The organism is Verrucosispora sp. NA02020 (assembly GCF_013364215.1).
GTDB lineage: Bacteria > Actinomycetota > Actinomycetes > Mycobacteriales > Micromonosporaceae > Micromonospora.
In genome coordinates this window covers 2,487,708-2,506,295 of record NZ_CP054923.1, presented here as the reverse complement: position 1 = coordinate 2,506,295, position 18,588 = coordinate 2,487,708, and the positions used below count along the sequence as shown (strand labels likewise).

Here is an 18,588-nt window from a genome sequence, read left to right as displayed (position 1 = left end):
GCGGGAACCTAACCCTCCGTGCGCAGCAGCTGCGCGATCTCGGCGACGATCTCCTCCGGCGTCCGGCCGTCGGTCACGACCGTGTGGGTGGCCACCTCGGTGTAGAGCGGCCGGCGCTGGTCCATCAGGTGTTTCAGGGTGGCCCGGGGGTTGATCGCCAGCAGCGGCCGTCCGGCACCGAGACCGACCCGCTTGACCGCGTCGGGCAACTCGACGGAGAGGTGCACGACCCGGTGCCCGACCAGCGCGGCCCGGTTCTCCTCGGCGAGCACCGCGCCACCGCCCAGGGCGAGCACGCCGGAGCAGGAGGCCAGTGCCGCCGCCACCGCGGCGCGTTCCAGGGCGCGGAAGTGCGCCTCCCCCTCGTCGAGGAAGATCTCCGGGATCGGCTTGCCGGCGAGCCGTTCGATGTCGGCGTCGGTGTCGCGGAACTCGACCCCGAGCGCTTCCGCCAGCCCCTGCCCGACGGTGGTCTTGCCCGAGCCGGGTGCGCCGACCAGGACGCAGACCGGGCGGGTCGGAGCGGTCACCGGATCACCAGCGCGTCGAGGTAGCCGGTCAGGTTACGCCGCATCTCGGCGATCGAGTCGCCACCGAACTTCTCCACCGCCGCCTCGGCCAGCACCAGCGCCACCATCGCCTCGGCGACGACGGCGGCGGCGGGCACCGCGCAGACGTCGGAGCGCTGGTTGATCGCGGTGGCCGGTTCGCCGGTGGTCACGTCCACCGTGGCCAGGGCGCGGTTCAGCGAGGAGATCGGCTTCATCGCGGCCTTCACCCGCAGCGGTTCACCGGTGGTGATGCCGCCCTCCAGCCCGCCGGCCCGGTCGGTGACCCTCCGGACGCCGGTGGCGGTGGGCATGATCTCGTCGTGGGCCTCGGAGCCCCGGGACCGGGCCTGCTGCCAGCCGTCGCCGATCTCCACACCCTTGATCGCCTGGATCGACATCAGCGCGGTGGCCAGTCGGGCGTCGAGCTTGCGGTCCCACTGCACGTGGCTGCCCAGGCCCGGCGGTACGCCGTACGCCAGCACCTCGACCACGCCGCCGAGGGTGTCGGCGGCCTTCTTCGCGGCGTCGACCTCGGCGACCATCCGGGCACTCGCCTCCGGGTCGAGGCAGCGCAGCGGGTCGGCGTCGATGCGCTCGGCGTCCTCGGGCCGGGGACGCAGCCCCGGCTTGACGGCGACCGGACCCAACTCGACCACGTGCGAGACGATCTCGACGTCGAGGGCCTGACGGAGCAGCGCCTTCGCCACCGTGCCGACGGCCACCCGGGCGGCGGTCTCCCGCGCGCTGGCCCGCTCCAGGATCGGCCGGGCGTCGGTGTGGCCGTACTTCTGCATGCCGGCCAGGTCGGCGTGACCGGGCCGGGGCCGGGTCAGCGGGGCGTTGCGGGCCTGCCGGGCCAGCTCCTCCGGATCGACCGGGTCGGCGGCCATCACGGTGCGCCACTTGGGCCACTCGGAGTTGCCGACCCGCATCGCGACCGGACTACCGAGCGTCACGCCATGACGCAGGCCGCCGATGATCTCGATCTCGTCCTGCTCGAAGGCCATTCGCGCACCTCGGCCGTAGCCGAGCCGGCGACGCGCCAACTCCCCGGCGATCTCGGTGGAGGTCACCTCGATCCCGGCCGGCACCCCCTCCAGCATCGCGACGAGAGCGGGCCCGTGTGATTCCCCTGCGGTCAACCAGCGCAACACAGCGGCCAGTCTGTCACGCCCGGTGCCCGCCGACGCGCACCGCCCGCCGCGTCCCGCCCTGCGGACGCGGCGAACGGCACGCCGAGACCCGATCGGTCAGATGCCCCGGCCGCGCTTGTGCAGCGTGCGCAGCACGGCGTCGGCGCGGACCACCCGTCCGGCCACGGCCAGGGCCAGGTACGCCCGGGGTTCGCGCGGGTTGCGGCGGATGGTGCGCCGGGCCCAGCGCACCGCTCCGCGACGGTCCCCCGAGGCGGCTCGGGCGAAGGCGATCTGCCCGGCGACCCGGGCCTCCCCCGCCGGCTGGGTGGCGAACTCCGGATACCGCTCCAGCAACCACTGCAACGCCTCGGAGATGGTGTCCCAGCGCTGGGCGAAGTACGACCGCTTGTGCCAGCGCACCGTCACGTACGGGGCGCGCAGGTTCACCAGCGGGGCGCTACGGGCGGCCCGGAGCAGGAACTCGTAGTCCTCCGCGTAGCTGCCCGGGATCTCCTCGTCGACCAGCCCGAACCCGTCGCGCAACGCGGCCGCGCGGATCACGAAGGTCGACGGGTGCAGCTCGGTCATCCGGTCCCGCAGCAGGTCGGCCAGGCTGATCGAGTCGCGGTCCAGCACCCGCTCGACGGTGTGCCCGTCGTAGGTGACCCGGATGCCGCAGCTGACGAACTCGGCGCCGGGCACCGCGTTCAGCGCGTCGACCTGTGCCAGCAGTTTCCCGGGCAGCCACTCGTCGTCGTCGTCGCAGAAGGCGATCAGCTCACCGGTGGCCACCAGCGTGCCCGAGTTGCGGGCCCCGGCCAGCCCCGGCGTGCGGGTGTTGGTCACCACGCGGACCGTCCGGTCCGGGCCGGAGAGATTGACCAGCGACGGGTCCGGCTCGGACTGGTCGTAGACCACGACCACCTCGACCGGGCCGGGATAGTCCTGCGCCACGATCGCGCGGACCGCGGCCCGCAGCAGCTCGGGGCGATCCCGGGTGGGCACCACGGCGCTCACGCTCGGGTAGGAGGTCATCGGTTCCGCCTTCCGTTCGGACCGGGCCCACGCCACGGCCGCCACCACGGCCGGTGACGCCGCTGCGCGGCCTCGGCCACCAATTCCTCGACGATGGTCCCCACCCGGCGGACCGCGGCCCGCTGCCCCTCGACCGCCTCGGCGTCGACCGTCACGGCGAACCGGGACCGGTCGGCCCGACCGGCGGCGAGCGCGTCGAGCAGCTCCTGCCGGGACTCGCAGAGCGCCACCAGCCCGGCCGCACCGAGCCGGCGGGCGAACAGCAACTGGTGGTCGTCGACGTGCTCGCCCCGGGTCGGGTCGCGGGGCACCACGATCGGCATGTGCCCGTGCCGGCGCGCCTCCAGGATGGTGGCCGGCCCGCCGTGGCAGACCACCAGGTCGGCCCCGGCCATCGCGGTCTGCAGCTCGGCGTGGCCGAGGAACGGCACCGCGTCGGGCAGCCCGTCGGCGCGGGTGTGCCCGTGCTGCACGGTCAGCACCACCTCGCCGGCGACCTCGCCGTGCCAGTCCCGCAGCCAGTCGACCAGCCGGTCGAAGGGGTGCTTGTCGGTGCCGACCGCGACCAGGACGTGGGTGCGGCCGTCCGGGTGCGGCCCGCGCGGCGCGGGCACCCGGCCCGGCTCGACCCGGGTGGGGCGCGGGCGTACCGGCGCGACCCGGTGCGCGTCGCCGGCCGCGCTCACAGCAGCGTCCCGACGACGGTGGCCTCCGGGTACTGGCGGCGCTGCTCCTCCCACTGCACGAGCATCGCCGACAGGAACGGGCGGCACAGCCGGGCGGTCAGCGTCGGCGTGTCGATCCGGTCGTAGACCTCGATGTAGACGGTCGGGATCCCGCGCAGCCGGGCGAGCACCACGAACGGGACGGCCACGCCGGCCCCGGTGGTGACCACCGCCGCCACGTTGCGCCGCCGCAGCACCCGGGCCGCCAGCACCGCGTTGCGCAGCAGGTTGCGCACGTTGCGGGTGGTCGGATGGTACGCCGGCACCAGGTCCTCCCCGGCGAGCAGCGACACCGCCTCCGGGGTGTCGAAGGTGACCCAGCACCGTCGCCACGTCTCGTACCAGGGCCGTAGGGCCAGCAGCTGGGCCAGGTGCCCGCCACTCGAACCGACCAGCAGTAACACCGGCTGCTGGTCGGACCCGGGCTCGTCGATCTTCGCGTCCACGCGACTCCCCACAAGTTCGCTTGGAATTCCTGTCGGCGCCACGCAGCAGCAGACCACACGTCGCCCGGCGGTGAAAGGTGTGACCGGGTGTGACGTGATCTCCGTACGTGGCGGTTGCGGTGGGCCGAGTGGCCGACCGGCCGCCGACCATCGTCACCACCTGGAACTTTCTCGTCACTGTCCGACATCGACAGTGTGGTGCTGCGGATGGATCAGCCGCTATGTCGTTTCTCGATGACGTCCAGCAACGCGGGATGCAGTGCCGGATTCCACCCCGCCCCGGCGTCCGCGAGCCGCCAGGTACGCAACCACATCTCCACCAGGTAGGCGTCGGCGACCAGCCGCTGCCGGGCCGGATCCAACCCGAGGGCGGCACCGTGCCGGGCCAGCCCGGCGTCGACCTGCCCGGCGGCGTGGGCGGCCGGTTCGCCGCGCAGCACCACCGACCGCTGGAACGCGTCGTGGGCCAGGTCGAATCCGACCGGCACCTCCGGCCCGCTGTGCTCCCAGTCCCAGGCGACGAGGTCACCGTCGTGCCGACCGAGGTTCCACGGCACCCAGTCGCCGTGCCAGTGGCCGAATTCCACGTCCACGTCGCCGTACCGGTGGGCCAGTGCGGCGACGGCGGTCACCGCACGGTCACCGACCCCCTCGGCCGCGGCGGACCGCTGTGCCTGCTCGGCCAGCCGGGCCAGGAACGCCGAACCGGCCAGCGGCCGGGAGGCGGTCGCCGGCCCACCCCGGCGGGCCACCGCGAGCAGCGCCGCGACCTCCGGCGGCCCGTCGACCGGTACGCCCCGGATCCGCGCCGGCAGCGGCTCGACCACCGCCACCACCTGCCCGGCGAAGCTCAGCTCGGTGAGCAGCCGGGGGGTGCCCGGATGCCCGCCCACCCCGGCCGAGGCGGCCACCTCCCGCAACGCCGCCGCCTCGGTGGTGACCAGGGCGCGGGTGGCGTCGTTCCAGCCGATCTTCGCGTAGCCACGGGGCGCACCGGTGCGGTCGAACAGTTGCAGGGTCGGCTTGTGGTTCGGATCCGGTGGGCGGACCCCGCACGCCGCGTACAGCGGCTCGTCGCCGAGCGCGGCGGCGACCCGGGCGGCCAGCAGCGCCTCGGCCGGGTCCAGCCCGGTCGGCACCGCGACGGTGAGCACCGGGAACGAGGCCCGGTCGACGATGCCGACCCGGGCCGCCGCACCGAGCGCGGCCCGCACCGCCCGCACCTTCGCCGGCCGCAACGCGTTGTACGCCAGCAGCGCCGCCGCGGTCACCCGGGGCGCACCCAGCGGCAGCAGGAACCGGGCCCGGGCGATCGACGGGACGACCGCGTACCGGGCCACCACGGTGTGCCCGGCGGGCGGCCCGGCGTCCACCGAGAGGGCGATCCGCTCGTCGCCGAAGACCGCCCGGGTGACCCAGCCCAGGCCGTCGTCCCGCGAGCGGGGGTCGGCCGTCGCGGTGGCCGCCGTGGTCACGCGACCCGGTCCGGCCAGTCGAGCGACAGCCCCAGCCGCTGCCGCAGCGCCTCGTTGTGCGGGCGGTAGTACTCGGTCAGCTCGGCACGCAGGTCCGCCTCCAGCGGTGCCGACCGCCGGTCGTTGTAGACCTTGAAGTCCGGCAGGTCGAAAGCGGGCAGGCCGAGGAAGTCCAGGGTCCGGCGGTAGGTGGCCCGTGCGTCGCCGTACAGGTCCTCGCTGGGCAGGAAGAGCAGCTGCGAACGGTCGAACCGGTCCAGCCACGGCTCCAGGTGCTCCAGGTAGCGGCCCCGGGCCCGGTAGGTGTGCCAGTCGTACGGCTCGCTGAAGTACTCCGGCTCGGCGATCAACCGCTCCCGCTCCCCCGCCGTACGCTCCGGCTCGGCGGCCAACGCGGCGGCGAAGTCCAGCGGCTCCACGCCGTTGGTCCGCCGCTCCTTCCAGTGCGAGTACGCCCGCTCGACCGGGTCCCGCAGCAGCACGATCAGCTTCACCGTCGGCATCAGCGCGGCGACCCGCTCGGCGGCCAGCGGATGGAACATGTACAGCGGTGCCGCCTCGCCGACGCGGACCGGGCCGCCGTGGCGGCTCTCCAGCGCCTCCCGCTGGCGCAGGGTCGGGAAGTGCGAGCGGTACCACGCCTCGCCGCGACCCCAGTGCTCCTCGAAGTAGTGCGAGGACTTCGTGTTCCAGGCCGGGAAGAGCCGGGGCACCAGCGGATGCTGGATGAGGTAGTTCCACAGCGAGGTGGTCCCGCCCCGCTTGGTCCCGATGATGAGGAAGTCCGGCAGCGGACGCCGGTCGCTGGTGCGGACACCGTAGTCGACGAGGCTCTCCCGCACCCGATTCGTCACCTGGGTCGGCACCAGTTGCTTCACCCGGTCCCGGATGGACGACACGACGACCTCACCTGCCCTTCGACGGCGGGGGCGGGGTGCCCTGCGGCGACCCGCCCCGAATCTGCACCATGGTCGCCCGGATGCCGCGTCGCACCCGGGGTAACGTCAACAAGCCGACGCAGCCGGCGGCCAACACGGCCACCGCCACCAGGAGGCCGGGAATGCCCCGACCGCCCACCACCAGGCCGGCGACCGAGGCCAGCCCGACGCCGCCGACGGTGGCCGCCGCCGCCCGCAGCATCCCCGCGTCGACCAACGGCTGGCGTACCACCAGCCGGGCGCAGGTGACCGCCGTGAGGTTCTCGGTCGCGATGCCGGCCGCCCAGGCCAGGGCCGCGCCGGTGGCGCCGTACGCGGGGATCAGCACCAGGCCGAGACCGACGGTGACCACCAGTCCGGCCAGCGCGCCGGCCAGGTGCAGGCCGCTGCGCCCACCCATCAGCAGCAGGCTCTGCACGTTGCCGACGCCGGTGTTGATCAGCATCGCCAGGGCGAGCACGGTCAACGCGGCGGCACCGGCGGTGAACTCGGGACCGAACAGCGCCAGGAAGGCCGGTCCGAACACGGCGAGCAGCAGGTAGACCGGCCAGGACAGCACCAGCCCCCAGGTGGTCAACTGCCGGTGCACGGCCGCCGCGGCGACCCGCTCGCCCCTCCCGAGCAACCGCGACAACTGCGGCGAGACCGCCACCCGCAGGCCCTGCATCGCCAACTGCCCGGCGAGGACGTACCGGCCGACCGCGCCGAAGACACCGGCGTCGGCCTGGGTGGCCAGGGCCGAGGTGAGCAGGACGCCGACCCACATGCTGCCGGCGTCGATCGCGGCGGAGGCGGCCCGAGGCAGCGCGAACCGCCAGAACGTGGACCAGTCCGTGGGCTCCGGACGCAGCCGGACGCCGCGACCCACGCCCAGCGGCCGGGCGACCATCATCAGACAGACCAGCAACCCGACGGCGGCCGGCACCAGCCAGCCCGTCATGCCGGCGACCAGCCCGCCGCCGACCAGCAACGCCATGCCGACCAGCGCCGGTCGGGCCACCGGCAGCAGCAGGAACTGCACCGCCACGTACGAGCGGATCGGGCGCACGCACCGCACCACGGCCAGCAGCAGGTTCATCGCGACCACCACCGGCACCGCGACGAACGTGACCACCAGCAGCGACTCCCCCTCCGGCCCGAGCAGCCGCCCGGCCAGCGGACCGGCGAGCAACGCACCACCGATCGCGATCAGCACCGCGAACAGCAGCGGCGGCACCAGGGCCACCGGCAGCACCCGGGCGGCGTCGCCACTCGCCCCGGCCCGGCGCCGGGGCAGTGCCCACATCAGCCCGGTCTCCGCGCCCAGGGTGCAGACCGCGGCGGCGACGGTCACCACGCCGATCGCGGCGAAGAACGCGCCGGACCCGGTCGTGCCGTACCCCCGGGTGATGACGACCGCCAGCACGAAGCCGAACAGGCCACTGGTGGCGGCGCCGACCAGCCCGGCGACACCGCTGCGGACGCTGCGCCGGGTCTCGGTCGCGCCGTCGTCCCGGCCCGGATCCGTTCCGGCGGGCCGGTCCCCGGCCGGGGAACTGGTGGTGACGGTCATGTCGGTCGCACCGCCGGTCGTGGTCGTGGTCGGGACCGCCTGTCCGCGCGGTGCACCTCCCGTTCGGTGAGCGCCATCGCGAAGCCGACCGCGAAGAAGGCGACGGCGAGGTTCTGGTTGGCCATCCCGTAGAACGGCACCTGCACCAGGCAGACCACCGGGACGATGGAGAGCCACTGCCCGGCTGCCGAGGTGGCGCGGGCACAGACGAACGCGGCGACGACGAACCAGGCGAGGAAGCAGAGCAGCGCGGGTACGCCGTGACTGAACAGCACCATCCAGAGCTGGCCCTGGGTGCCGATCGGCGCGTCGGCGGAGACGGTGTCGACGTTCACCGGGGCGCCGTAGCCCAGCCACGGTGAGTCGCCCACCCGGCGCAACACCTCCGAGTAGAGCGAGAACCGGTCGGTGTTGGTGTCGCTGGACTCGACCCGGTTCCCGATCAACTCGGTCACCGGGATGAAGAGCGTGACCAGGCCACCGACCAGCACCACGCCGACGATCGAGGCCGCCACCCGGACGTTGCCGCGCAACGCGGCGCGCAGGCCGAGCACGGCCAGGCCGGCGCCGAGGCTGAGGAACATCGCGCGGTTGAGCGTGAGGAAGGCCGGCACCAGCGACAGCGGCAGCGAGGCGAGCAGCGCCCAGCGCAGCAGCCCCCGTCGGCGCAGCATCGTGAAGGCGACCACGCAGGGCAGCGTGATCGCGTACGCGCTGCCGTAGTTGTTGGTGTACGCGAAGGGTGCCGCCGGCCGGAAGATCGGGTTCAACGACCGGGCGCTGTACTCGGCGGTGGCCAGGTGCACCATGTCGTTGATGAACGGGGTGCCGGACACCCCGCCCGGCAGCAGCACCTCGACCGGCGTGGTCATCTCGAACCTCGGCACCATCACACCCAGCCAGCCCAGCACGACCAGCCCGAACCAGAACGCGCAGAGCGGCACCAGGACGGCGGTCTGGTCGGGGCGTTCCCGGGCGACCGCGTAGACGTAGACGCCGACCACCACCGCGGTGAGGTAGAAGCCCAGCCGCAGGGCGAAGGTCAGCAACGACACCGGCGACTGCAACTGGGTGACGCTGACCAGCACGATGGCCAGGAACAGCAGCCAGATCCCGGTGGCCGGCGGCAACGGCACCCGCCCTCGGGTGACCAGCAGCACGAACAGCAACGCGCCCAGCAGCGGCCAGCCGAGATAGAAGAATCCGGCTAGCCACCAGATCGGCACCAGCCCGAACATGGCGATCAGCGGCCACAGCGGCAGCCGTGGTGGCGGGGCGAGGACCGACGGGGTGTCGGCGGCTGCCGGCGGCGCCGGCTCGGTGGCCGGCGGTGCCTGGATCACCGGCACCGCCTCAGCCTCGGCCGCTGCGCGAGAGCACGAAGCCGAGCGGATTCACCCCGGCCGCCCGCAGTCGCTCGGCGAGCCGACGCAAATCGGTCTGCCTGGTCCGGTCCCGCTCGACCACCACCACCGCGGTGCCCTGCCGGGCCACGGCCACACCCCGCTCGTCGGCCTCGGCCGGCGGGGCGTTGTAGAGCACCAGACGCTGGTCCGCACCCTGACGCCAGGTGCCGAACCGGACACTGCCGGCGCCCACGGTCACCTGGTCACCGGTGCTCACCTGACCGTTGACGACCGGGGTGACGCTGGCCTTGGCGGAGGTGACCCGGGGAATCGTGATCGTCGCCTCCGGGTCGGTCGAGGGACGCGCACCCGGCGGGTGCGGCGAGGGACGGCGGATGATCTCGGTGGGCGAGTCGTCCGGCCCCTCCATGCTGACCGGCCGGGCCGGTGCGGTGCGCGGCTTGGGCACGGTGGGCCGGCTCGGGTCGATGCTGGGCGGCAGCCGGTCCCGGTCGGCCTGCACGGCGGCGCGCAGCCGGTCGATCCGGCCGCTGTCGTCGGCGACGAACACCTCGCGACCGGCCACCGCCAGCGCCACGGCCAGCCCGGCGGTGATCGCGCTGGCGTCCTCCCGGGCGGTGACCACGGCGACCCGGGCCGGATGGCGTACCCGCTCGGCGATGGCCATCGCGACGTAGCGCACGTCCGCGTCGACGGCCCGCCCGCGCAGGCCGGTGTACCGGATGGTGCCCAGCAGCGGCAGACCGGTGTTGTCCTTGGCGTCGACGACGGTCCGCACCCGCCGGTCGAAGGACTCCCAGGCGAACGCGAGCACCAGACCGATCAGGGCACCACCGAGCAGCCCGGCGGCCATCAGCATGGGTGCGTTGCCGGCCGCCGAGGTCAGCGCCCGCTCGGCGGACTGGGTGACCCACCCCGGGTTCACGTCGACGGCGGCGATCTCGGTGCGGGCGGAGTTGAGCTGGGTGAGCTGGTTGTTGATCGCGCTCAGCTCGGCGACGGCCACGTTGCTGGCGGCGGTGTCCCGGGAGTTGTTCACCCGTCGCTGCGCCGCCGCCTGCTGGGTGGCGACCTTCTCGATGCTCTCGTCGTACGAGCGGAGCATCTCCTCGCGCTGCCGCTCGTACATGGCCCGCCGGACGTTCAGGTAGCTCTCCGCGGCGAGGTTGGCACCGAGCACCGCGTCGTCGGCGCTGCGGGCCTGGTAGACGAAGCGCAGGATCTGCCCACCGGTGGGCACCTCGACCTCGAGGGCGTCGCGGACCGAACGCTGGTCCGAGCCGAACTCGTCGGCCAGCTTCCCGACCACCTCGGTGCCGGTGGCGATGCGGCTCTCCACGTTCATGTTCACCGCGCGGTCGGCGTTGGCGCCGCTGGGCGTGAACGCGTCGGTGACCACCGGACGGACCGCCACCACCGCGTTTGCGCTCACCGCCGACGGGGCCAGGAACGCGTAGCCCGCGGCGGCCAGCAGCCCGAGCGCGGCGACCGCGCCGACCTGCCGGATCCGGTGCAGCGGCACGCGCAGCACGTCGCTGATGGTGACGGAGCGGGGCGACGACTCGGCGTTCGCACCGTCGTTGGCCCAGGGGCTCGGAGCGGCATCAGTCATTGAACTTCTTCACCGTTTGTTGTGGGTTGCCGATGACCACGACTCCGGGCGGCACGTCCGTCCGCACCACGGTCGCAGCCCCCACCACGCTGTCCCGGCCGATCCGTACACCCTTCATGACCAGCGCGTGCGCGCCGATCCAGACGTTGTCCTCGACCGTGATGGGCGCACGCGTGGCCGGGGTGGGCGGATCGTGCCGCTGAGCCGGTGGCAGGTTGTGGAAGTCATTGTCCAGCAACTCGCAGTCGGACAACAGGCACCGATTCCCGATCGTCACCGACGTCCACGTGCCCACCCATGTCGCGTTGAGCAGGCAGTCGGCCCCGACGCGCACCTCGCCCGGACCGGCGAAACGGACCAGCTTGTTCACCCTGGTCCGGTCACCGATGGTCACGCGGACCCCGCGCCGCAGCCGAATCCGTCCCCGGATCTCGACGTCCCGCCCGAGGGTCAGGCGCGGATAGCGCAGGGCGTACCAGCGACGCTTGATCGCGAAGACCATGCGCACCACGAATCCACGCCGGATGCCGGTCAACGGTCCTCCCCACGTTCCGTGGGCCGGCGACGGTGGATCCGCCGCCGGCCCAACATGAACAATTTACCGAGGTTACATTACGAACAGTGAACGCTACTGCACGGAGAAGAACATCGACGACGTCGACCAGGTGAGCTCCGTGGTAGCGGTGGCGATCACCGTAGCCTCGGCACCGGTGGCCGCCGCAGCGGGGGCCAGGGTCGGGTCGAAGGGCACGCTGCGCAGCGACCCGTCGGTCGCCCCGTAGACGATCTTCCCGTTCACCCAGGCCATGCCGCGTACGGACGACCAGGTGATGCCCGTGGTCGGCACCGTGAACTCGGTGGCACCCAGGTAGTTGCCGTCGATCTCGAAGAACCGGTAATACAGGTTGTTCGTCCCGGTCCGGGTGTAGTAGAGCCGCCCGTCGAGGAAGAACGCCCCGTTCAGCTGCGCCGGGTTGAACCAGTCGTTGTAGCCGGACGCCTCCCACGGCACACCGATGGTGGTGCCGTTGAACATCGAGATGTCGATCCGACTGCCGGTCGGCGAACCGGAGACCAGCCGCGACCAGTAGATCCGGTCGTCCACCCGCCAGGTCGCCCCGGCACCGGTGTAGTTGGCCTGGCTCACCGTGGTGGCGGTGCCGAGGGTGCTGCCGTCGAACGGCACCTTCGCCACCGAACCGCTACCGACGTTCAGGTAGAGGTGACCGCTGGCGGCCGTCGGAGGGTTGCGCGGAGTGATGGTGCGTCCACCGCTGACCGGGAACATGCCCAGCCGGCCGTGGTACTCGTTGCCCATGCCGTCGGAGTTGTGCCCGAAGTACAGGCCGTCCGGACCCCGCCAGAGGACCGGCACGGTCGAGCCCCACGAGCTGGCGCCCGAGGGCAGGGCCGAGCCGCCGCTGCGACGCGGGTTCCAGTTCACCGGCATGCCGGTGGCCGAGTTGACCGCGCCGATGCCGAGCCGGTCGATCGCGCCGTTGCCCGCCTTGTCGCTGGCGTTCGGGTTGTTCAACCAGCGGAAGTGCCCGCCGAGGTAGATGATGTTGTCGGCCACCTCGACCGAGGTGATGGTGTCGTTGCCCGTGAAGTTGGCCCAGGTGGCGTTCTGACCGCTGCCCCGGGCGGCGGTCTCGAAGCGCACCAGCACGTCGCAGTACGCCGACGGCCAGCCCGCGCCGCCGTTGGTGCCGACGACGAACCAGCTGCCGTCACCACCGAAACGCACATCCTGGACGTAGTGCACGAAGGTGGTGGGTGCCGCGCACGGCGCCACGAACCGTTCGCTGCTCCAGTCGATCACGCTCGGCGTACCGGTCAGGTCGATCAGCGCGATCTGGTTGCGCGGCAGGTCGTTGACGAACATGAAGTTGCCGCCGACCACGAGCGTGTTGCCGTCCGGCGACACGTCGATGGCCCACGCGTACATGCTCGTGTCGTGTCGACCGACCGAGGTGTTGATGTTGAAGGTCGGGTCGATCGCACCGGTGGTCGCGTTCAGCCGCCCGAGCCCGGCGTGCGCCGTGCCGTTGAGCCAGTTGAACGCGCCGGCCACGTAGAGCCAGTTGCCGTGCAGCACCAGGTCGCGCACGGTGCCACCGTCGGACCGGCCCACCCAGCTGTCGATGATCATGCCGGTGGAGGGGTCGAGCGCCACCAGGTTGCGGCGGGCCACCCCGTTGACGTTCTTGAAGACGCCGCCGACGATCAGCGTCCCGCCGGGACCGGCGATGAGCGAGTTGACCGCCCCGTCGAGCACCGGCAGGAAGGCGGTGGAGATCGTCCCGGTGGTCCGGTCGTAGGCGAAGAGATAACGCTGGGTGATCCACGGCGTACTGACGGTCTGCCGGATCTGGGTGAAGCTTCCTCCCACGAACACCGTGTTGCCGACCTGTGCGAAGGCACGGGCCTCACCGTCCCGCGCGTGCGGGGTCTCGTCGGCGGGGTTCGCGGACACCAGAGTCGCCGGTTCGGGAACCGGCACCACGGCGGCGGATGTCGCGCTGGGCACGGCCAGGACGGCCGCGACGGTTGCTAATGCGACAGCCCCTGCCCGTACGCGCTTTCGGCGGGTGTTCCGCCACGGGAAGGAGATTATGGGCACGCTGCGCCTCCAGGGTGGACGGGAATGTGCGTTGCGTAGCTTCTCCCGTTCGCCCCGGAGGCGACATCCGCCGATTGGGCGGTCAGTTCATCCAGTTGCAGACAACACCGCGGGCGGTCGCATGTCGGACAGCACCTCTTCGGCACCGGACCGCCCGCGGGTTACCTCAGGTCAGCGGCTGCCTCCGGTGGGTTGCCGAAGGTAACTGTCGCGTCCGGCGGCGGCGAATCCGGCCACCGCGCTGGGGTCCTGGTTCATTGTCATGTTGCAGACGTTCGTCGTCTTCGTCATCCCCGGAGAGTTGAAGTAGATCGCCGCCTTGATTTTCGGATGCGCCTTCAGCGCCGCCGGGAATTCCTCGAACCACCGCCGCTTGGCGTTCGGGTCGGCGCTGTCGAAGTTCGTGCCGAACTCGGCCAGCATCCGGGGCTTGCCCTTGCCGATCCCGGTGTCGTCCAACCAGCGGTAGAACGAACCGATCGTGGTGCTCGGGCTCTTCCAGGTCGTACTGCCGTTGCAGACGTGGAAGTTGTACGGATCCCAGGCCACCCAGTCGACGTAGGCGTCACCCGGGTACAGGCCGGCGTACCGGTTGTAGTGGCCGGACCAGCCCATCATCGTCCAGACCCACACCGCGTTACGGACCTGCGCCGCGGCGAACCGGTCGTGCACGTACCGCCAGGCACGGACGAACTCGGCGTCGCTGCCCTTCTCCGGCTCGTCCTCCGGCTCGTGGTCGAAGCCCATGAACACCGGCACCCCGGCCGCCTTGATCCGGCCGGCCACGTCGTCGATCGTCTGGTCGTACCGGCCGCTGTAGACGTCCCGCCAGGTGAGCACCGTGCCGGACGAGAAGACCCGGCTCTCCCAGGCGAAGAACATCAGCCGACCCTCGCGCATCTGCTGCTGCTGGTACGCGTCGGGGAAGGCACCGTTGCTGCCGCTGTTGGAGAAGTCGTGGTAGCGGTGCACGATGTCGAACGTCCGCCCGACCTGCTTCTCCACGTCGGTGATCGCCTTACCGTGGTCCCATCCGCTGCCCGCCCCGGAGGGTGAGTACATCCCCCACCAGGCACCGCAGGACGGCACCAGCTTCGCCGACACCTGACCGCACGCACCGGGGTCCGCCGGTGGCTTGGTCGGCGTCGGGCTGGGCCGGGCCGGGCTCGGGCTCACGCTCGGCGACACGGTCGGCGAGGCGGGTGGACGGGTCGGCAACGCGGCCGAGGGCGTCGGCGAGACGCTGGACGGGGCGGGTGCCGGACGCGTACCCGCGTCGTAGCGCAACACCAGGCGGGGACGGACGTCCGGGTTGCGGTTCTCCCCCGACGCCCAGTAGATCCGGCTGCCCAGCCCGGCCTGTGCCAGCGACACCGTCCAGGTGCCGTTGCCGGTCACCAGTTTGGAGACGTCCCACTCGTTGAAGCCCTTGCCGACGCCGGACACCGCGTCCAGGGCGGCACCGACCTGACCGGGAGCCGGCCGGGCGGCCCGGGCGTCGAGCCCGGAGTCGTGCGCGGTCACCGCCGCGTCGAACGCCTGCCAGGAGTGCACCCGCAACGTCGCCCGGATGTTCGTCGCGTTCGCGGGAAGTGAGGTCACCGAGAAGGCGAGGACCGCCTGCCGGTCCCCACGGGGGTTGCCGTCACACGGGGCGGCGCAGGTGGCCAACGTCGTCTTGACGCTGTTGTCGCCGTCCTGCGGAACGCTCGTGGCGGTGGTGTCGAACACCACCGGTATGGAGAGGTCGTCGTCGGCGATCAGGGGCACCATGGTCGCGCCGATGCCGAGTACGACCGTGGTGCCGAGGACACCGAGCACCACGGCCTTGCGCCGGGGGCCCTGATGCCGGATGAGGCGGTGCAGTCCGCGCCTGGTCACTCAGACTCCTTGTGAATTCGGCGATAACGCTGTGGAGCGTATCGGCGTACACAACAGAGCGTGTGAATGACCGGGGAACCTAAGCGCGTCTTAAAGTTCGCCTAAGCCGACGCTGCGACACCGCGCCCGGTCGGAGCTGCGGCAGCGTACCGGCAGTCTGGCGACTCAGCACCGGCCGATCCGCAGGTCAGCGCCGCAGCGGGGACCACATCTCAGCGCCGAGCGGCGTCGCATCCGGGCCGGGATCGATGATCTACCCCAGTGACGACCGATACGCAAGTCCGCGCCGGGCGATGCCGCGACCCAGCGGTACGGGCGCACTCAGCGGCACGGGCACGACGGAGGCCCCCGACGTGGTCGGGGGCCTTCGGTGCCGCACGTGCGGCTCAGTTCGGGGCGGCCTGCTTCGCCAGCGCGACGAACGACTGCCAGGCGGTCGGCGCGAACCGCAGGGTGCCGCCGTCCCGGTCCTTGGTGTCGCGGACCAGCACGACGGCCCCGACCCGGCCACCCTCTTCACCCGGTTCCTCGCCTGGGCAGCCCCACGCCGCCACCCCGGACGGCCCCACCCCGGACGCCCCGACCACAGGCGGCGAAGGCACTCGATCCAGGATTTAGTGGCTTCCCGAGCAGAAGAAGGCCACTCGATCCTGGATCGAGCGGTCAGTCGACCCGAGATGCGGTAAGCGCGCGACGGCCAAGCCGACCACACGGCGGTCAGTCGACCTGAGCAGCGACCCGAGCGGCGGTCAGTGCGGTGGCCATTGCGGCGCGGGGGGCGGGAACGCCGGTGAACTGTTCGAACTGGCCGACGGCCTGGGCCAGCAACAGGTCCAGGCCGGAGACGACCGGGCAGCCGGCGGCAGCGGCCGACGCGGCCAGCGGGGTCGGCCACGGGTCGTAGATGGCGTCGAAGAGCACCGTGCCGGGACGCCAGCGCACCACATCGGCCAGCTCGTCGGCGGCGCCCTTCGGCACCGTGGAGATCAGCAGGTCGACGTCGGTCAGCTCCGCCGCGTCCGCCCAGGAAGCGGCGGTCAGCGTCAGGCCCAGCGCGGTCGCCACGGGCGCCAACTCGTCGACGGCCACCGGGCGGCGGGCCACCACGGTCACGCCGGTCGCGCCGAGTCGGGCCGCCGCCGCCAGCGCCGCCCGCGCCGTGCCACCGGCACCCAGCACCGTGACGGACGCACTCGCGCGTACGCCTGCGGACGTCAGCACGTCGACCATGCCGGTGACATCGGTGTTGTCCGCGTACCAGGTGCCGTCGGGGCGGCGTACCAGCGTGTTGGCCGCGCCGACGGCGGCGGCGACCGGCGAGACCTCGGCGGCGACGGTCAGTGCCGCCTCCTTGCCGGGCATCGTCACCGACAGCCCGGCCCACTCCGGGCCCAGCCCGGCGACCAGGTCCGGCAGCTCCGCCGCCGCGCACTCGATCCGGGTGTACGACCAGCCGGTGAGCCCGGCGGCGGCGTAGCCGGCGTTGTGGATCACCGGGGAGAGCGAGTGGGCGATGGGCTTGCCCAGCACTGCCGCCCGCCGTGCCACCACCGTCACAGGACGCCGTTCTCCTTGGCCTTCTCGATGTTGCGCTCGTGCTGGCTGTAGTCCTTGGTGAAGGCGGAGTTGCCTTCCTTGTCGATCGCCACGAAGAAGAGCCAGTCGCCGGGGGGCGGGTCCATCGCGCCTTCCAGCGCTTCCTTGCCCGGGTTGTTGATCGGCGTCGGGACCATGCCCGGGAGCTTGCGGTTGTACGGGTTCTTCGGGTTGTCGAGGTCGCTCCGCGTCATCTGGCCGGAGGTCTTGCCCTCCTGCCCGATCGACTCGAAGTAGTAGTTGACCGTGACGTCCATCTCCAGGCAGCTGCAGTCGAACGTGCCCGAGTAGACCCGGTTGTAGGCGACCCGGGCGACCCGACCGAGGTCCTTCTTGGTGCCGGCCTCGGCCTGGGCCAGCGACGCCACGATCAACGCCTCGTACGGGCTGATCCCGCCGCGTTCCTTCTGCACCCGGTCGGCGAAGTTCATCTGCCCGGTGACGGAGAGGAAGTGGTCGACCATCTGCCCCAGGATCGCCTCGGCGGTGGCGTTCGGCGGGATCTCGTAGGTGTCCGGGAAGAGGAAGCCCTCGATGGACTTGGCGGACTTCTTGCCGTCCTCCCGCTTGAACCACCAGTCCGGTACGCCCAGCTTCTCCGGGTCCTTCGCGGCGGCCTCGAACTCCTTGACCGGGATGTCGGTCTGCTCGCTGAGCAGCTTGAAGATGCTCTTTGCGGTGCGCCCCTCGGGGATGGTGAGCCCGTTGACGATCCGGTTCTGCGGGTCGAGCATAGCGGCCAGGGCGTTCGCGCCGCTCATCTCCTTGCGCAGCTTGTACGTGCCGGGCTGGATGTTGCGGCTGCGGGAGTTCTCCTGCGCCGCCTCGGTGAACGCCTTGGTGCTCTTGATCACGCCGGCGTCGCGGAGCACCACGGCCATGTCGGCGAGGAACGCGCCCTGCGGGATCTGGATCGTCACGTCCTCGGTGCCGTCGCCGTCGAAGTCCGGTGTGACGAAGTAGCTCTGGATCCGGTCGAAGCCGTAGAAGGCGCCGCCGCCGATGCCGCCGAGCAGCACCAGCGCCAGCAGCAGGGCGAGCACTGTCTTGCCCTTGCCGCCACCGGACCGGCCGCCGCGCTTGCGGCCACGCCGGTGCTTGCCCTTGTCCCCCCGGTCCTGCTCGTCGAACCCGAGGTCCAGATCGTCCATCATTCGGTCCGCCTCCGCTGCGCGTCCAGCCAGCTCTGCAGAATCTCCACCGCGGCGGCCTGGTCGACCACCGCCCGTTGTTTCTTCCCCCGGACACCGCGCTCGGCAAGCCTACGACTGGCCACGACCGTGGACATCCTCTCGTCAGTCAGCGTCACCGGAACAGGCGCTATCACATCGGCCAGTTGTCGAGAGTACGCCTTCACGTGCTCCGCTGCGGGGCCGTGTTTACCCGCCAGGTTGACCGGTAGGCCCACCACCACCTCGACCGCCTCATGTTCGGCGACCAGTGCGGCCACCTGGACGAGGTCCGTCGGTACCGCGTCTGACCTGGGGTTCTGATCCCGCGAGAGGGTGACCAGAGGGGTGGCGAGAACCCCGTGCGGATCCGACCGGGAGACCCCGATCCGGACCTGTCCGACGTCCACGCCCAACCGCACACCGCGGGACAACCCGGTCACGCTTCGTCACCTCGCCCGGAATAGGCGGCAGGGCGGACC

17 protein-coding genes are annotated in these 18,588 nt (G+C 71.9%); all 17 read right to left on the bottom strand.

Annotated elements, in window-relative coordinates; translation table 11 throughout:
- Positions 1-8: 8 nt before the first annotated feature.
- The 17 genes from HUT12_RS11005 to ruvX all read right to left on the bottom strand — a co-directional run bounded on the left by HUT12_RS11005 (position 9) and on the right by ruvX (position 18,549).
- Positions 9-530 carry a shikimate kinase gene (locus tag HUT12_RS11005; RefSeq protein WP_131053404.1) on the bottom strand — a complete coding sequence of 174 codons (522 nt, stop codon included), beginning with the start codon at positions 528-530 and terminating at the stop codon, positions 9-11.
- Complete coding sequence (aroC, locus tag HUT12_RS11000; protein WP_131053405.1) at positions 527-1,705, bottom strand: chorismate synthase; 1,179 nt, start codon at positions 1,703-1,705, stop codon at positions 527-529. The genes HUT12_RS11005 and aroC overlap by 4 nt, the downstream gene beginning before the upstream one ends.
- Positions 1,706-1,801: 96 nt before the next feature.
- A complete protein-coding gene (locus HUT12_RS10995; protein ID WP_176093303.1) occupies positions 1,802-2,722 on the bottom strand; it encodes a glycosyltransferase family 2 protein in 921 nt (306 codons plus the stop codon).
- A complete protein-coding gene (locus HUT12_RS10990; RefSeq protein ID WP_176095734.1) occupies positions 2,719-3,336 on the bottom strand; it encodes a glycosyltransferase in 618 nt (205 codons plus the stop codon). Before HUT12_RS10990 ends, HUT12_RS10995 begins: the two co-directional genes overlap by 4 nt.
- A gap of 68 nt (positions 3,337-3,404) precedes the next feature.
- Entirely contained in the window at positions 3,405-3,881 is a 477-nt protein-coding gene (locus tag HUT12_RS10985) for a UDP-N-acetylglucosamine--LPS N-acetylglucosamine transferase (protein WP_131057871.1), read from the bottom strand.
- Between the two features lie 224 nt (positions 3,882-4,105).
- Entirely contained in the window at positions 4,106-5,368 is a 1,263-nt protein-coding gene (locus HUT12_RS10980; RefSeq protein WP_176093302.1) for a hypothetical protein, read from the bottom strand.
- Positions 5,365-6,267 (bottom strand): sulfotransferase domain-containing protein, encoded by a 903-nt coding sequence (locus HUT12_RS10975; protein ID WP_131054031.1) that lies wholly within the window; start codon positions 6,265-6,267, stop codon positions 5,365-5,367. Before HUT12_RS10975 ends, HUT12_RS10980 begins: the two co-directional genes overlap by 4 nt.
- 7 nt (positions 6,268-6,274) lie before the next feature.
- Positions 6,275-7,858, bottom strand: a complete 1,584-nt coding sequence (locus HUT12_RS10970) for a lipopolysaccharide biosynthesis protein (RefSeq protein WP_131054030.1) — start codon at positions 7,856-7,858, stop codon at positions 6,275-6,277.
- Positions 7,855-9,096: an O-antigen ligase gene (locus tag HUT12_RS10965; RefSeq protein ID WP_236145809.1), complete on the bottom strand. Its 1,242-nt coding sequence runs from the start codon at positions 9,094-9,096 to the stop codon at positions 7,855-7,857. The genes HUT12_RS10970 and HUT12_RS10965 overlap by 4 nt, the downstream gene beginning before the upstream one ends.
- A gap of 115 nt (positions 9,097-9,211) precedes the next feature.
- Entirely contained in the window at positions 9,212-10,837 is a 1,626-nt protein-coding gene (locus HUT12_RS10960; protein WP_176093301.1) for a lipopolysaccharide biosynthesis protein, read from the bottom strand.
- Positions 10,830-11,372 (bottom strand): DapH/DapD/GlmU-related protein, encoded by a 543-nt coding sequence (locus HUT12_RS10955; RefSeq protein ID WP_131054028.1) that lies wholly within the window; start codon positions 11,370-11,372, stop codon positions 10,830-10,832. The genes HUT12_RS10960 and HUT12_RS10955 overlap by 8 nt, the downstream gene beginning before the upstream one ends.
- Positions 11,373-11,465: 93 nt before the next feature.
- Positions 11,466-13,373, bottom strand: a complete 1,908-nt coding sequence (locus HUT12_RS10950) for a hypothetical protein (protein WP_176095733.1) — start codon at positions 13,371-13,373, stop codon at positions 11,466-11,468.
- Between the two features lie 258 nt (positions 13,374-13,631).
- Positions 13,632-15,341, bottom strand: coding sequence for a glycosyl hydrolase (locus HUT12_RS10945; protein ID WP_131054027.1), 1,710 nt, complete (start codon positions 15,339-15,341; stop codon positions 13,632-13,634).
- Positions 15,342-15,727: 386 nt separating this feature from the next.
- Complete coding sequence (locus HUT12_RS10940) at positions 15,728-15,895, bottom strand: DUF397 domain-containing protein (RefSeq protein ID WP_254877044.1); 168 nt, start codon at positions 15,893-15,895, stop codon at positions 15,728-15,730.
- Positions 15,896-16,058: 163 nt separating this feature from the next.
- A complete protein-coding gene (locus HUT12_RS10935; RefSeq protein ID WP_303393481.1) occupies positions 16,059-16,898 on the bottom strand; it encodes a shikimate dehydrogenase in 840 nt (279 codons plus the stop codon).
- Positions 16,895-18,091: an endolytic transglycosylase MltG gene (mltG, locus tag HUT12_RS10930; RefSeq protein ID WP_176093300.1), complete on the bottom strand. Its 1,197-nt coding sequence runs from the start codon at positions 18,089-18,091 to the stop codon at positions 16,895-16,897. The genes HUT12_RS10935 and mltG overlap by 4 nt, the downstream gene beginning before the upstream one ends.
- Positions 18,088-18,549: a Holliday junction resolvase RuvX gene (gene ruvX, locus HUT12_RS10925; protein ID WP_176093299.1), complete on the bottom strand. Its 462-nt coding sequence runs from the start codon at positions 18,547-18,549 to the stop codon at positions 18,088-18,090. The genes mltG and ruvX overlap by 4 nt, the downstream gene beginning before the upstream one ends.
- Positions 18,550-18,588 lie beyond the last annotated feature (39 nt).